The organism is Robertmurraya sp. DFI.2.37, assembly GCF_029211245.1.
GTDB classification, from domain to species: domain Bacteria; phylum Bacillota; class Bacilli; order Bacillales; family Cytobacillaceae; genus Robertmurraya; species Robertmurraya methanolica_A.
In genome coordinates this window covers 33,132-49,171 of the sequence record NZ_JARGEJ010000035.1, presented here as the reverse complement: position 1 = coordinate 49,171, position 16,040 = coordinate 33,132, and the positions used below count along the sequence as shown (strand labels likewise).

At 38.1% G+C, this 16,040-nt stretch carries 10 protein-coding genes and 1 riboswitch; of the genes, 5 read left to right on the top strand and 5 right to left on the bottom strand.

Annotated features, from left to right (window positions below; all coding sequences use genetic code 11):
* The 5 genes from PZE06_RS17090 to PZE06_RS17070 form a co-directional block, all read left to right on the top strand.
* On the top strand, nt 1–86 hold an 86-nt coding region (locus PZE06_RS17090; protein WP_275791704.1), incomplete at its 5' end, for an IS3 family transposase.
* Nucleotides 87–205: 119 nt separating this feature from the next.
* Nucleotides 206–1,210 carry a YeiH family protein gene (locus PZE06_RS17085; protein WP_150948930.1) on the top strand — a complete coding sequence of 335 codons (1,005 nt, stop codon included), beginning with the start codon at nt 206–208 and terminating at the stop codon, nt 1,208–1,210.
* 693 nt (nt 1,211–1,903) lie between these two features.
* Nucleotides 1,904–4,375, top strand: coding sequence for a response regulator (locus tag PZE06_RS17080; protein WP_150948933.1), 2,472 nt, complete (start codon nt 1,904–1,906; stop codon nt 4,373–4,375).
* Between the two features lie 68 nt (nt 4,376–4,443).
* Entirely contained in the window at nt 4,444–5,259 is an 816-nt protein-coding gene (locus PZE06_RS17075) for a CheR family methyltransferase (RefSeq protein WP_225310718.1), read from the top strand.
* 5 nt (nt 5,260–5,264) lie between these two features.
* Entirely contained in the window at nt 5,265–7,205 is a 1,941-nt protein-coding gene (locus PZE06_RS17070; RefSeq protein ID WP_150948938.1) for a PAS domain S-box protein, read from the top strand.
* Nucleotides 7,206–7,601: 396 nt separating this feature from the next.
* Here the strand turns inward: PZE06_RS17070 and metH are convergent, their stop codons facing one another.
* The 5 genes from metH to PZE06_RS17045 form a co-directional block, all read right to left on the bottom strand.
* Nucleotides 7,602–11,042 carry a methionine synthase gene (metH, locus tag PZE06_RS17065; protein ID WP_150948942.1) on the bottom strand — a complete coding sequence of 1,147 codons (3,441 nt, stop codon included), beginning with the start codon at nt 11,040–11,042 and terminating at the stop codon, nt 7,602–7,604.
* Nucleotides 11,020–12,885, bottom strand: coding sequence for a bifunctional homocysteine S-methyltransferase/methylenetetrahydrofolate reductase (locus PZE06_RS17060; RefSeq protein ID WP_150948945.1), 1,866 nt, complete (start codon nt 12,883–12,885; stop codon nt 11,020–11,022). The genes metH and PZE06_RS17060 overlap by 23 nt, the downstream gene beginning before the upstream one ends.
* A gap of 14 nt (nt 12,886–12,899) precedes the next feature.
* Entirely contained in the window at nt 12,900–14,072 is a 1,173-nt protein-coding gene (metC, locus tag PZE06_RS17055; protein WP_150948948.1) for a cystathionine beta-lyase, read from the bottom strand.
* On the bottom strand, nt 14,069–15,181 hold the full coding sequence (locus PZE06_RS17050) for a methionine biosynthesis PLP-dependent protein (protein ID WP_150948950.1): 1,113 nt from the start codon (nt 15,179–15,181) through the stop codon (nt 14,069–14,071). Before PZE06_RS17050 ends, metC begins: the two co-directional genes overlap by 4 nt.
* Nucleotides 15,182–15,419: 238 nt before the next feature.
* Nucleotides 15,420–15,532, bottom strand: a riboswitch (SAM riboswitch).
* A 230-nt stretch (nt 15,533–15,762) separates the two neighbouring features.
* Complete coding sequence (locus tag PZE06_RS17045; RefSeq protein ID WP_150948952.1) at nt 15,763–15,945, bottom strand: H-type small acid-soluble spore protein; 183 nt, start codon at nt 15,943–15,945, stop codon at nt 15,763–15,765.
* Between the last annotated feature and the right edge of the window lie 95 nt (nt 15,946–16,040).

Sequence of the window (16,040 nt, the reverse complement as noted above, 5' to 3'; positions counted from 1 at the left end):
TGGTTTACTATAACAACTATCGATATCAGTGGGACTTAAAAAAGATGACCCCTATTCAATATAGGAATCATCTTCTAGTTGCTTAATCTCTTTTTTTATTGTGTCCTTGACATAGGTGCCAGTTTATTCTTTGATACCCTTTTTTATATGCACAATATAAAGATATTGATTTGTTCGGTCGTCTATTAGAGGAGTAGTGGAAAATTTGTTTATACATCAAGATTTGAACACAAAATGGATGAATAGAGCAAGGGGGATAATCCTTGTTGTTGTGATTGCGATCACTGCCCATTATTTAGGGAATATTTTTTCTTTAATTGGGAGTATCCTATTTGCCATTATTTTAGGCCTCATTTTAGGAAGTATATGGGATGTTCGGACCATTTATCAGTCAGGATTAAACTTTGTTGTGGCAAAGCTGTTAAAATTGGCTGTAGTTTTATTAGGAGTAAGCTTGAATTTAAATGCGATTGTAGAAATCGGTCGGCAGTCTTTGATCGTAGTTATCACTTCTGTTGTTTTGGGTATTGCACTTACTTACTGGTTTGGAAAATTACTTAAGCTTGATCATACTCTTGTGCTGATGATCGGAATTGGGACTAGTATTTGCGGAACTACAGCTATTACTTGTGTTAAGGGGATACTGGAAGCGAAGGAGGATGAAACCGCTTATGCTATTTCAACGATTGTTTTCTTTAATTTAATTGCCTTCTTCGTTTATCCCTTTGTCGGTCAGTTACTAAATTTCAATGCAATTGATTTTGGAATATGGAGCGGCACCGCTGTTCATGATACTTCTTCCGCAGTTGCTGTCGGTTTTGCATACAGCGGCGAAGCAGGCGATGTTGCAACAACTGTGAAATTGGCACGGACGTTATTTTTGCTCCCGGTAGTTCTTATTTTATCTATTTTAATGGGCAATCAAAAGAAAGGGAATGTCAAAAGCTCGTTAAAAAATGCTTTTCCATGGTTTATTCTTTGGTTTATATTTATGAGTATTTTGAATTCCCTTGGTTTTTTTTCTGAAAGGCTACAAGTATTTAGCAATGATTTTGCGAAATTTATCATTGTCATGGTAATGGCGGCAGTAGGCTTACAGGTTAATTTGAAAGGCTTTGTTAAGCTTGGATACAAACCATTTTTAACAGGGTTATTCGCCTCTGTGGTAGTCTCTATCGTGAGCTTAATTATGATCCGTTTTTTATCATAATGTCATTGTCGTGTGAAATCAAGGTTTCACACGTTTTTTTAGTTATACTGAAATCAGAGAGAAAATGTGGTAAGTATCAATACTAACATATAACAAGCTATGATAAAAAAACTTTGGTGAAGCTGGATGTTCAGTAGACTGCGGAAACAATAAAAAGCGTTAAGCGGCTTTATTCTGCTCGTTTAGTCCTTTTTTGTATTTCATCATATTGTAGCGAGTATTTAAAATCATTTCAAGTGAATCGCATTTGTCCATGGCCACTTATTGCCCCTAGCTATTCGAACACGGCTATTTTTAAATGCTACATCCTCAATTTCTTCATATTTCCTTCCATTAAGCTTCAAGTTAATGGGAGATGAAAAATCGGCTATTGTTGAGCATGTTTTGTAGTACACGTCTATATCTAACTCAAGCAATTTAACCTTAAGAATGAACATATCGTAAAAAAATCTACTTTGCCAAGCCAAAAAGGAAGAGCAAGCTTGTCTGTTGCTCTCTTATTAAAATGACAAGGCTAAGATTAGATAAAGTAGATTTATGAAAAAACTGCATACAAAATTCAGCAAATTTATATAAAATAGAAGTCATAACGGGTTTACTTTTAAATAAAGAGGGAAAATAGTAGAATTGATGATTTATATGTCATGCAATGCAAAAATAGAGAAGAACAATAATTAATAGGGGTCGCCTTGGATGAAATATACAACAAGATTATATGTTGGCTTTGGATTAATGATTGTATTGGTAACTGTAATCATTGCACTTATTGTCGGGATTCTCAATCATCAAAATCAAGATATACATCATTTAGTTGAGGATAGGTATGAAAAAATAAAATTGCTTAATCATATTCGTTCAAGTATGAAAAATATAGATAATGAAGTTTTGGGAATTGATTCAATGGCAAGTGAGCAATATGGACAAATTGTCACAGTTATTGATGAGTTAATTTCCATACAGGAAAAAATTATGGAAGACACATTGGAAAATTCAAAAGCCACATACGATCTCTTTATCAAAATAAGCATTTCTTCTATCATTATTGCACTGATTTTTGGTTATATTGTTTCCAAATGGGTTATAAGCGACATTAAAACTCGTTTTCGCAGTATAAGAGATGTGATGAAAAGTATTCAATATGGCTCGGAAAATCTACCACGACTGAAATTGAGTGGAAAAGATGAAATCGGGGAAATTGCTTTGGCATATAATGAAATGGCGCAAGCGCTAGAGGACCATGAACGTATGGAAAGAGAATATACTGAAGAAATTGAAGAACAAAATTGGCTCTCTAAGCAGCTGGCTGGCCTTTCCATGTTATCACAGGAGATATTGGATATTTTAAAGCTTGGTGATACATATCTTCAGGAAATTGTTCCGATGGTAGACGCTACATATGGCTCCTTATACATTGTGAAGGATGAACAATCCTCACGATATTTGTCTAAGGTCTCGTCTTATGCAGGTGCGCCAAATATCGAATTTGAGGGTAAGGAAACAATCAAATGGGGTGAAGGATTAGTTGGCCAATGTGCTAAAGATGGAAAAAGTAAACAACTTTTTCATATTCCAGATAATTATATTTCTATTTCCTCAAGCATTGGTGGAGCAAAACCGAATGCGATTATGATAGTACCTATTCATCTTGATGGGGATGTTGTTGGCGTAATGGAGCTTGCAACGTTGACTGAATTTACCCCTTTGCAGGAAAAATTGCTTATGGAGGCAACAAAGCAGCTTGGAATTACCATTTATCGAATTAATCAACAAATGCAGGTGAGAAATCTGTTAGAAGAAGCCCAAACGCTCAATGAGGAATTACAGAGTCAATCTGAAGAGTTGCAGCTTCAGCAAGAGGAGCTGAGGACGATGAATGAAGAGCTGGAAGCTCAATATAGACATTCAGAACAAAAAACAAAGGATTTGGAAAATACAAAATTGGAATTGGAGGAACGAACAAAACAGCTTCAGTTAAGCTCTAAATATAAATCAGAATTTCTAGCCAATATGTCTCATGAGTTAAGAACTCCTTTAAATAGCTTGCTTATTCTTGCGCAAATATTACTTGAGAATAAAGAAGAAAATTTAACTGTTAAGCAAAAAGAGTATGCTAGTACGATTTATGCAGCAGGGAAAGATTTGCTAAATTTAATTAACGATATTCTCGATCTAACGAAAATTGAAGCTGGGAAGTTAGACATACACAAAATTGAAATGAATATGAGTGAATTGGAACAATCTTTAATTAAACAATTTGAACCTTTTGCCGAAAAGAAAGGTATTCAATTCGAGATCGATATTGAAGCTGAGATTCCAAGATTTTTATATACGGATGAACAAAAGGTTTATCAAATATTGAAAAACCTTCTTTCTAACGCGATTAAATTTACAGAACGGGGCTTTGTAAAGCTGGAAGTAAAGAAGCATGTTGGAAGTTGGGAAGAAGAGTATGTCATGTTTAAAGTATCCGATACTGGAATTGGCATTTCGAAACAGAATCAACAGCTTATTTTTGAAGCTTTTCAACAAGCAGACGGAACAACGAGCCGCAAGTATGGCGGCACAGGGTTAGGGTTATCGATCAGCCGTGAGCTAGCGGCTCTATTGAATGGTTATATAACTGTTACTAGTCAGGAGGGGAACGGTAGTGTATTTACTTTTTATTTACCAATCTCTAATTTTTCAGAAAAACATATGAGTGAACAAGAAGCTGCAGTTACTGTCGAAGAAGTAAACCCACAACTGATTGCAAATCCAACTCTTTTAACAGAGCCTGTACACGATCAATATCTTGTAGGGAAAAAAGTTCTTGTTGTCGATGATGATATGAGAAACGTTTTTTCACTTACAACAGCATTAGAGGCAGTAGGAATGAACGTTAACTTTGCCGAAAATGGGAAAGATGGGATTCAATATCTTCAGGAGAACGACGATGTCGATATTGTGTTAATGGATATTATGATGCCTGAAATGGACGGATATGAGGCGATGAGCAAGATTCGCAAAGATGCGCGTTTTGCCGAATTACCAATTATCGCATTGACCGCTAAGGCGATGAGTCATGATCGCAAGAAATGTATTGATGCCGGTGCGTCCGATTACATTACGAAACCGGTTAATTTAGAGCAGTTATATTCATTATTAAAGGTATGGCTTTATAAATAAAATTATCGTCTAAAGCTTAGACGTTGAAGTGAAAGGTAGATGAAATGAATATTCAGCAGAGTAATAAAATGGAAACTATTGAAATAAAACTCTTGCTTGAAGGAATCTATCAATGTTATGGGCTCGATTTTAGAGATTATGCAATGACTTCAATTCGGAGAAGAATTTTATACCGCATGAAAGTGGAAAAGATAGCAACTGTGACTCAACTGCTCGATCGGGTTCTCCATGATCCTAAAATGATGGAGAAGCTGTATTTTGATTTTTCCATAAATGTTTCGGAAATGTTTCGTGATCCGAGCTTTTTCTTGACGATGCGGAAAAAGATACTACCTAAATTGGCTAAATATCCACTTATCCGAATTTGGCATGCTGGATGTTCAACTGGTGAGGAAGTTTATTCAATGGCAATCCTCTTAAAGGAAGAAGGTCTTTTTGATAAGTCGAGAATTTATGCGACAGATATCAATGAAAGAGTGCTGGATGCAGCAAAAAAAGGCGAATTCCCATTAAAAAAGATGCAGGATTATACGAATAATTATGTGAATTCCGGCGGAGTACAGGATTTCTCCGGTTATTATACCGTCCGAAAGGATTTTGCCAAATTTGATGCGAGTTTGTCGAAAAATATCACTTTCGCACAGCATAATTTGGTTACAGATGGTTCGTTTAATGAATTCCACATGATTATTTGCCGTAATGTCTTAATCTATTTTAATAGATCATTACAGGAACGTGTTCATTCTTTGTTTTTTCATAGTTTAAGCAACAATGGTTTTTTGGGACTAGGAAGCCGTGAGGGACTATTGAATAAAATGACAAATTTACAGTATCAAGTGATCGATAATAAAGAAAAAATCTATCAAAAGGATACAGGGGTGTGAGAGTAATGGAGGATAGACGCGTCAATATCCTATTGGTTGATGATCGACCGGAAAATCTATTGGCTTTAGAGGCGGTGCTCGATTCACCTGAGTATTGTCTCATCCAGGCAAATTCGGGTATTGAGGCATTGAAATGGGTGCTTAAGAAAGAATTTGCTGTTATCTTGATGGATGTGCAGATGCCAACGCTAAACGGGTTTGAAACTGCAAAAATGATTCGTGAGCGAGAGAAAACAAAGGATGTTCCGATCATTTTTATTACAGCTTTAAGTCAAACGATCGAAAATATCCTCTATGGATATTCCGTCGGAGCAATAGATTATATATTGAAGCCTGTCGATCCGATCATTTTAAAATGCAAGGTTGATGCTTTTGTTTCTATGTACTTACATAAGAAAAAAGTAATAGAACAGAGCGAATTGATTTCGAAAAGAACGAAAGAGCTAGAAGCAGTGTCGATAGAGCTTCGAAAAAAGGAGGCGATGGCTCGTGCCGTTGGCGAGACTTCTATTGATACAATTGTCTTCTTTAATGAGGAAGGTGAAATTCTTTCCGTAAATCCTGCTGTGACCATGATGTTTGGTTATTTAAGCACTGAATTGATTGGAGCACGGGTTGATATTTTGTTTGAATTTTCAATCGACAATATTCCAAGAAGAGCAAATGTTGATACCGTTGGTTTGAAAAAAGATAATACGGCTTTCCCAATCGAGGTTCATCTAGCAGATGCAGAAGTTGAAAATGAAAAAATATTTGTATGTACGATTAGAGACATTACTGAAAGAAAGCAGCATTTTGATCAGTTGGAGAGCTTAGTTGTGGAAAGAACAAAGGAACTCTATAAAATCAATCAAGATCTCCAACGAGAAATTGAAGAAAAGAAAGCAACTCTTAATCAGTTATATGAAAGCGAGGAAAAGTATCGTTTACTTGTCGAGAAGGCCCCAGAGACGATTATAGTCAGAAAAGTTAAGAGTGATAGGATTACGTTTATTAATGAGACTGGAGTAGAGTTATTAAAAGCAAATTCAAAGGAAGAAATTGTCGGCATGAGCATCTATGATATTATTCATCCTTCCTATCACGAGCGCGCTAAAAAGGTCTATAAGGAAATTGAAGCTGGTTTACCGGTGCTGCCTTATGAAGAGAAATTTGTTTGTTTAAATGGTGACATAATTGATATTCAAGTGAAGATTATTCCATTTGTCTATGGTGGAGAGGAATCGTTACATATTGTTATTCGCGACATTACAGAAATCAAAAGGAATCAGGAATTCATCCAACAATCTGAGAAGTTAAATGTTGTCGGGGAGCTTGCTGCTGGAATTGCCCATGAAATCCGCAACCCATTAACCAGTTTAAAAGGTTTTACTCAATTGCTCAACCATCAATTTTCAACGGAAAGTGACTATGTTGAAATTATGATATCAGAAATTGAAAGAATCAATACAATTGTCGGAGAGTTATTATTGCTAGCGAAGCCAACAGAAGATGAATTTAAACAAGTTTGTTTAGAAGATTTGCTTGAAAATGTACGAATGTTAATGAGTGCTCAAGCAAATTTGCACGGTGTTGTAATCAATCATGTAAACCAGCAAACTATACATAATCTTTTTTTTAATGGTGTTGAGAATAAAATTAAACAAGTATTTATAAATATTATTAAAAATGCGATCGAGGCAATGGGTAATGGTGGCAAAATTACTCTTGAAACTACAAGGCTCGATTCCAAAGTTTTAATAGCGTTTCATGATACGGGTGCTGGTATCCCTGCACATCTTTTAAATAAAATTGGCAATCCCTTTTACACAACGAAAGAGAAGGGAACGGGTCTCGGTTTAATGATCTCAAAAAGTATCATTGAAAGTCATGAAGGTGAACTAAGAATTAATAGCATTGAAGGAAAAGGAACGACTGTGGAAGTCATTCTTCCAGTTTGCGAGTAAGTCACATATAAGATGAGGCTGTGTCAAAAGGACGTTAAAAACGACTTTTTGAGTGCAGCTTTTTTTGTGGTTTTTACGTATTTTTGGTTATTAAATAGTGGAGAGAAGGGGGCCCTTTTAGCGGAAGCGATTGATCGTTTAAAAATCAGGTTTTTGATCCCTAAATGCGATATGAACTAGATGTTTTCACCTAATTGTATCTCTTATTTTTCATGTGCATATCGTTGATTGGAACGCGAAGGTGGTGACTTCTGCAGGAAAAGTGGCTTGCTCCGCCCTCCGTTCCAGACATAGTGGAAATTAAAAAAGAGGCGCCCCTAAAAGCTAAGCTTTTGGGACACCTACTTTTTGGGTAATCAGATAGAGAGGAGCAATGATATTTGAAAAGGGCTTTTCTTATAATACATTAAAATATCTTGCTTCTGGATGAGCAAAAACAATGGCTGTAACCGATGCCTCGGGCTCCATCATGAAACCATCTGTTAGTTCAATCCCGATATCCTGTGGTTGAAGAAGTTGAAAAAGCTTTGCTTGATCTTCTAAGTCAGGACAAGCAGGGTAACCGAATGAAAAACGCTGACCTTGATACTTTGCAGAGAAGCGCTGCTGCATCGTCATGCTTGCAGGGTCTGGGAAGCCCCATGCATCTCGCATTTGCCGATGAATCAATTCAGCAAAGCCTTCTGCAGATTCAAGTGCTAATGCCTGTAAGGCGTGTGATTCTAGAAATCTTCCCGCATCTTTTAGTTTCTCTGCTTGTTCGCGAATTCCTCTTCCGGCGGTGACGGCGAAAAATCCAACGTAATCAGTCTCTCCGCTATCCACTGATTTTATATAATCAGCAAGGCATAAATAAGCGCCTTTATGTTGACGTGGGAAATCAAAAGTTTCAATTATTTGTTCTCGATTAGTTGAGTCATAAATATAGATTTGATTACCATCAGACTGAGCTGGGAAAAATTGATACACAGCTCTAGGCTTAATCCAAACATTTTTTTTCGCTTCGAAAATAAGGTGATTAACCGTATCATTTACCTTGTGCGCTTTTTCATCATTGCTAGCCAATAATTTATCAATTTTTCCCTTTACTCCAAGATGATGGCCAAGCAACATTTGCCGATTGATATATGGTTCAATATGGTCTAAAGTATAGCTTCTCAATAGATGTCGCTCCAGATCACGCGGGATATGAACAGGGACCGTTGTTGACACTTTTGGCTTTTCCATTACTGCAGTTGTAACAGGACGTTCGAAGATAGGAGTACTAGTCGCCTCTAAAATCTTTTCTCTCTTTTTTTCTAACAGCAGTTGTTTTTCTTCTTGATTTTGTATTTGATTAGCTAATGATAAACCATTCATCGCATCTTTTGCATAAAGAACAAGACCATCATACTCTTTCGAGATCTTTGTATCTGTGAATTTTCTTGAAAGAGCTGCACCGCCAACTAAGATCGGAATATTGATCCCAGCCTGTTTAAGGTCATGGGCTGTTACGACCATTTGTTGAGCAGATTTTACTAATAGGCCAGACAAGCCGACTATATCGGGGTCTTCCTTTTTTACTGCTTCAATTAATGTTGAGGGTGCTACCTTAATGCCTAGGTCGATAACCTCATAGCCGTTATTGCTTAAGATGATGTCGACTAAATTTTTACCAATATCATGGACATCTCCTTTAACGGTAGCTAAGATAATTTTTCCCTTATTTGAGCTTGTATCATTTTTTTCCATAAAAGGTTCTAGGTAAGATACTGCTGCTTTCATTACCTCAGCACTTTGCAAAACCTCGGCGACAATTAATTCATTATTGTTGAAGAGGCGGCCAACCTCCTTCATTCCATCCATTAAAGGTCCATTGATGATTGCTAATGGTGTTGGGAATGCTTTTAAGGCATTGTCTAAATCTTTAAGCAATCCTTCTTTCGTACCTTCAATTACATAGTATGCCAATCTTTCATCAAGGGGCATATTTGGAGTCGAGCTCCTGATTTCTTTTTTCTTATCTCGATAGAATTCTGTAAAGGTAGCTAAAGATTCATTTGTCGTCTCAAATAACAGTTTTTCCGCAAGTGTGACCTCATCCTTTGAAATCGAGGCAAAACGTTCAAGCTTTTCTGTGTTAACGATCGCGTAATCAAGACCGGCCTGTGTGCAATGATAGAGAAAAACAGAATTTAAAATTTCTCTCCCGACTGGAGGTAAACCAAAAGAAACATTGCTAATTCCTAAGATCGTTAAGGATTTAGGGAACTCTTCTTTAATCATGCGTATTCCATCAATGGTTGCCTTAGCGGATCCTATATATTGCTCATCCCCCGTCCCAACAGGGAAGACAAGGGGGTCAAATATAATATCTTGTGGTGGAATTTTATACTTATGGACAAGAAGTTTATAAGAACGTTTTGCAATTTCTAGCTTTCTTTCCGCTGATACACCCATCCCTTTTTCATCAATTGTTCCGACAACAACAGCAGCTCCAAACCGGTGCACAAGCCTTGCGACTGATTCGAAGCGTTCTTCGCCATCTTCTAAGTTAATGGAGTTGATAATTGCTTTACCCTGTGAATAGGCAAGTGCTTTTTCAATGACTGTATCATCCGTTGAATCAATGACAAGCGGTGCTTTAATTTTTTTTGTTACTTCTTTTAAGAAGTTTTCCATATCCTCAAGCTCATCACGATCGGGATCGGCTAAGCAAATGTCGATCACATGTGCGCCACCTTTAACTTGAGCTCGTGCAATTTCTGCTGCTTCCTCAAACTTTCCTTCAGAAATAAGGCGCTTAAATTTCCGTGAGCCAATGACATTCGTTCTTTCACCAACCATAATCGGGCGAAGGGTAGGGTCATCATAAATAAAAGGTTCGATCCCTGATACCATATGATAGTCAGTGTTTACCGGCTTCCTTGGTTTATAATGCTTCATTTCTTCAGCGATTGCTTTAATATGTTCAGGTGTTGTGCCACAGCAACCACCAACAATATTAAGCCAACCTTCAGCCGCAAACCCACCGAGTTTTTTGGCAAGTGACTGTGGTGTTTCGTGATAGTTGCCATCTTCATCCGGTAGCCCCGCATTTGGATAACAGCTGACAGCAGCGGTTGAAAGCTGTGAGAGCGAGCGGATATGATCTTGCATAAATTCAGGTCCGGTTGCACAATTGAGTCCAACAGCGAGGGGGTTCATATGTTCAACCGAGATGTAAAATGCTTCAATTGATTGTCCTGCCAGTGTTGTTCCCATCGGCTCAATCGTTCCAGACAGAATAACCGGAAGTTCGATATGCCGCTTTTTGAATGCTTCTTGGATGCCTAAAAAGCCAGCTTTTACGTTTAGAAGATCTTGGCTCGTTTCGAGTAACAGAATATCCACATTGCCATCGATGAGGCCGAGCGCTTGCTCTTCATATGATTTTTGCAGTTTTTCAAATGATGTTCCGCCAGTAACTGATAGTGTTTTAGTTGTCGGTCCCATTGAACCTGCGACGAACCTTGGCCAATCGGGAGTCGCTAATTTGGCGACTGCCTTTTTGGCGATGAGTGCAGCTTGCCTGTTTAGCTCATAAGCTTTATGTCCAAGCCCATACTCATCTAGCACAATTTCAGTAGCTCCAAATGTATTCGTTTCAATAATATCTGCACCTGCTTGTAAATACTGGAGGTGAATTGACTCAATAACATCAGGACGGGTAATATTCAAAATTTCATTGCAGCCTTCAAACTCTTCACCACCAAAATCGTTAGCCGTTAATGAAGCCTGTTGGAGCATCGTTCCCATTGCTCCGTCCATGATGAGAATTTTTTTCGTTAACTGCTTATTGAGTAATGCTTTTGACATTTTGCTTCCTCCTCAACATCCTGTTGCTACTTTCGTTTGTATAGCGAGCAAGCTCAACAGTCATTTCATAGCGTAAAAAAGGTGTGATTAAATAAATCCCATTAAATAATTCTGTCGCTGCATTGATTAAATCTTTCGTGATTGCAACACCTTCACGAGCTGCTTGAACCGGATCATTCGCTAATGATGCCATTGTATCACGAATATTTTGCGAAATTTTGATTCCAGGTACTTCGTTGTGAAGAAACTCCGCATTTCTACTACTTGTTAATGGCATCAAACCTATATAAATAGGAGTGTCTAAATGTTTAGTTGCTTGATAAACCTCGATTAATTTTTCTTCTGAATAGATCGGCTGACTAATAAAATAGTCAGCACCATATTGGATTTTCTTTTCCATCCGATCTACTGCTTTTTCTACTGAACGAACATTTGGGTTGAATGCTGCAGCAACTGAAAAAGCTCCTTTTTGTCCTAAATCTTTCCCTGAACTTGATAACCCATCGTTAAATTGCTTAATCATTTGTATTAATTCAAATGAAGAGACGTCATAAACGGAAGAGGCGCCAGGGAAATCGCCAACTCGTGCTGGATCGCCGGTTACAGCGAGTACATCATGCAGCCCGAGTGTGTGCAGTCCCATTAGATGGGATTGCAAACCAATAATATTACGATCACGACAGGTGATATGAACTAGAGGACGCATACCAATCTCTGTTTTTGTTAAATAGGCAAGAGCAGAATTTTCAATTCGAGGTGAGGCAAGGGAATTATCTGCTAGTGTAATGGCATCAATACCTGCAGCTTTTAATTCTTTTGCCCCTTGGAAAAACTTCTCCGTGTTGAGTTTGCGCGGCGGGTCTAACTCAACGATAACCGATGGTCTTTCTTTGACGAGCGTTTGCAGAGGCACCTCATTTCGAACAGCTGCTTGCATGACTTTAATGGAAGACTGCGTTTTCTGTTTGATGACTTTTTCGGTTATCGGAGTAGCGCCTTTTAATTCCTTTGCAAATGAACGTATATGCGCAGGAGTTGTACCACAGCATCCTCCGAGCAATCGAACCCCCTGCTTCTGAAAAGCTTTTGCTGAACTTCTGAAGTAGTCTGCATCGCCTTCATAATGGAACTTGCCATCTGTATAAGTTGGAAGACTAGCATTTGGAAATGCAGAAAGAAAAGCTCTGCTAGGAATCTGCACCTCTTCTAAACTTTTAATCATATGATGAGGGCCGATTCGGCAATTTAAACCAACAATATCTGCTCCTAATTCCTCAAGTCTTGAGAAGGCATCGTTAATAGCTGTTTGATTTTGCATGACTCCTGGTTCTTGAATGGAAACCTGTGCAATGATAGGAAGGGAAGTTTCCTTTCTAGCAATGGCTAAAACTGTTTCAATCTCTTCAAGATCGTAAAAGGTCTCAAGCAGGATTCCATCTATATCTTCTAATAGCAGACAATAAAGCTGTTCTCGAAAGCTGCGTTTAATTTCCTCAATCGAGAGGGCTTTTGGATTTACACCACGGTTTCCACCCATTGTTCCAAGGACATATACATCCTTTTGTGCCGCTTCTTTGGCAATTTTAACTGCAGCGCTATTTATTTCCTTAACAGAGTCTTCTAAACCATATCTTTGAAGTTTTAAATAATTGGCTGCATACGTATTTGTTTGGATAATATCTGAACCAGCTTCAATATAAGCTTGATGAATTTTTTTGATCTCTTCCGGGTGTGAAAGATTTAATTCTTCGAAGCAGCTATCTGTCCCATAGGAGTATAGAAGGGTCCCCATAGCACCATCTGCAATGAGAATTTCACTTTTTAGTTTTTCTAGGAAACTCATATTCTTACTCCTTTTTATTTAATTGGTGAATAGGCATAGGTTAATGCCGTTGTAAAATCATTAATTAAATCGTCCGCATGTTCTAAACCAACAGACAATCTTAGTAAACTATTGCTGATTCCCCTTTTTTCTCGTTCTGCTTTTGGCATCGCTCCATGCGACATCTTCGCGGGATATGAAAGGATTGATTCCACCGCGCCCAAGCTAACTGCAAAAACGGGGATTCTAACATTTTCAACGAATTTTTTAGTTAGTTCTTCTGATTCAAGTTCAAAAGATAAAACAGCGCCAGCGTTTAAAGCTTGCTTTTTTTGCAATTCATATTGGGGATGCTCTTTTAAACCAGGATAATAAACATTTTTTACTGAATCGTGCTGGCGGAAAAAGTGTGCCAATTTATTAGCTGTTTTGACCGATTGCTGTAATCGTACTGATAATGTCTTAAGACCGCGCAGTACTAACCAACAATCTTGAACGCCAAGCACAGCCCCGAAAGAGTTTTGTAAAAAGGCAAGTCGATTTGCTAATTCTTCATCTCTTACAACTGCTGCTCCTGCAACTACATCACTGTGACCGGATAAAAATTTGGTTGCACTGTGAAGGACGACATCTGCCCCTAATTGTAAAGGCCTCTGTAAGGCAGGAGTTAAGAAAGTATTATCGACAAATGTATAAGCCCCATGTTTTTTGGCGATCAGACTGATTGCTTTAATGTCTGTAACTTTTAAAGTAGGATTTGAGGGAGTTTCGATATAAAATACTTTCGTATTTGCTTGAACAGCTCTTGTGACTGCATCGAGATCAGTCATATCGACAAATGAATACTCAATGCCAAAGCGGGAGAGAACCTCTGTTATCATGCGATAGGTTCCGCCGTATACATCCTCCGTAATGACAACGTGGTCACCTTTTGATAAGAGGAGAAAGGCGGTTGAAATGGCAGCCATTCCAGAAGCAAATGCAAACCCACGAATACCACCCTCTAAATGGGCTAATTGCTCCTCGAGCGCTTCCCTTGTAGGATTCAAGCTGCGACCGTAATCATACTTTCCGTAAGTGTCAAAGCTTGATTGATGGAAGGTTGAGGCATGCTGAATGGGGACGCTGACAGCTCCAGTTGTAAGATCAAATTTTGAGTTATTGTGAAGCAACTTCGTTTCAAAAGAGTAACAACAGTCTTCGTTCATCGTACTACCTCCTGTTGGGCTTTTATGAATGCTTGTTGTAAATCATTTTTTAAATCATCGCTATGCTCTAATCCAACTGAAAAGCGCAGCAAACAATTATCTACCCCTGTTTCAAATCGAATCTTTTCGGGAATATCTGCATGGGTCTGTGTTGCAGGATAGGTGATAAAGCTTTCTGTTCCGCCTAAGCTTTCAGCAAACGTGATTAATTGCAAGTTTTGCAAGAAAGGATTCACCCATGCTTCATGTTGAATTCGAAATGAAACCATTCCTCCTCGTCCTGGGTAAAGGACATTTGTCACGGCGTCGTGTTCTAATAGAAAGCGGACAAGCTCTTTTGCATTTTGCTCATGTTTTTCCATTCTTAGGGCTAACGTCTTCATTCCTCGCATTAACAGCCATGAATCGAAAGGGCTTAGAACCGAGCCATTGCCATTATGATAGAAAGCTAGAGACTCGCAAAGTTCCTTTCCTTTCGCAACAATCAATCCGGCAAGAACATCATTGTGACCCCCTAAATATTTAGTGGCACTATGTATGACGATATCAGCACCATCTGTAATTGGTTTTTGAATATAAGGAGTATAGAACGTATTATCAACAATTACTAAAAGTTTATTTTCTTTTGCTATTTTTGAAACAGCTTTGATATCGGTTTGTTCCATAAGAGGGTTTGTAGGTGTCTCAATAAAGATAGCTTTTGTTTTTTCAGAAATACTTTTCTGTATATTGGCAGCATCGCTCGTATTCACATATGTTGCCTTAAGGCCCCATTTCTTAAAGTTCTCCTCCAGAATACGGTATGTACCACCATATAAATCCTTTGCAACAATCCACTCGTCTCCTGATTTAAAGAGAGAAAGTACTGTCAAAATAGCGGCCATTCCAGAACTACAGGCAAACCCACCATCACCTTCTTCAAGCTCAGCTATCGTCTGTTCTAGAATTTGTCTTGTTGGATTGCCAGTTCGGATATAATCGTAGCCGCTTGATTGACCAATTCCTTCATGACGATAGGCGGTGGAAAGATAGATAGGAGGGTTTACAGTCCCTGTTGTTTTTTCACTGCGATTTCCGATTTGCGCCAATTTTGTTTCGAGTTCATACATAAGAAAACACTCCTTACATTCATAAAATTTGCTGTTATAAAGCTGCATATAAAAGAAAGGCTTTGTTAAACAGAGTTGTTGCACATATCATGTGAAACTAAAATTTCGCACACCTTTTTAGGGGGGAGCGGTCTTTTAAGAGAGAAAATGAGCCAAATACAACTTCGATATATAACAAAGTCAAACAAAAAAAGTCTTCTATAAGAAGAAGACTTTTCATAACGGATAACAGCCATTCTTCTTATCTTCCAAGTTTATTTACAAAACTTGCAGGAATTAGCACCTTGCAATAAATGCTTGCAGGTTGCTGAGGTTTCATAGGGCCAGACCCTCAACCTCTCTTGATAAGAAATTAAATTCAATTTTCTAAAATTTACTACAATAAACCAATAAAGTCAATGAGAAATTATTTCAGAGTGTAGACAAAGTCAAAAATAAAAAAAATCAGTCACCTTCAGGCTGATTGAAAACGTTTGATTTCGAGGCGCGAAGCCTTGGGAGGAGCGGAGTTACCATAATAGGTAATGAGCACCGGACAAGACGAGCAACGAAGAAAGCGAGCGTTTGCGGGCAGCCTGATTTTATTCCTCTTCAATTAAGTTTAAGATTGGGACATTCTGCTCATATTCAGGATTTTGCTTCGAATAAATTCTCGCTGTTTTTGTTTGTTCATCAACATGTTGGATGATAACTGGAAGTCCTTCATAAGTGACGTTATGAACTTCAGCACTTTCTGCTATTTCCTTTGCACGACCAATATTCACGCATCGTTCATCTCCTTGATTTAAGTTCTTTCATAATTTGCCTATTGATGAGGAAATTTATCCAATGATGTAATAATTTAAACGAGTGTTAAAAT

Excerpts from the sequence above, each read along its gene's own strand:
- metH (WP_150948942.1), bottom strand. The coding sequence starts at position 11,042 with ATGTCAAAAGCATTACTCAATAAGCAGTTAACGAAAAAAATTCTCATC.
- PZE06_RS17075 (WP_225310718.1), top strand. The coding sequence starts at position 4,444 with ATGGAAACTATTGAAATAAAACTCTTGCTTGAAGGAATCTATCAATGT.
- PZE06_RS17060 (WP_150948945.1), bottom strand. The coding sequence starts at position 12,885 with ATGAGTTTCCTAGAAAAACTAAAAAGTGAAATTCTCATTGCAGATGGT.
- PZE06_RS17050 (WP_150948950.1), bottom strand. The coding sequence starts at position 15,181 with ATGTATGAACTCGAAACAAAATTGGCGCAAATCGGAAATCGCAGTGAA.
- PZE06_RS17080 (WP_150948933.1), top strand. The coding sequence starts at position 1,904 with ATGAAATATACAACAAGATTATATGTTGGCTTTGGATTAATGATTGTA.
- metC (WP_150948948.1), bottom strand. The coding sequence starts at position 14,072 with ATGAACGAAGACTGTTGTTACTCTTTTGAAACGAAGTTGCTTCACAAT.
- PZE06_RS17070 (WP_150948938.1), top strand. The coding sequence starts at position 5,265 with ATGGAGGATAGACGCGTCAATATCCTATTGGTTGATGATCGACCGGAA.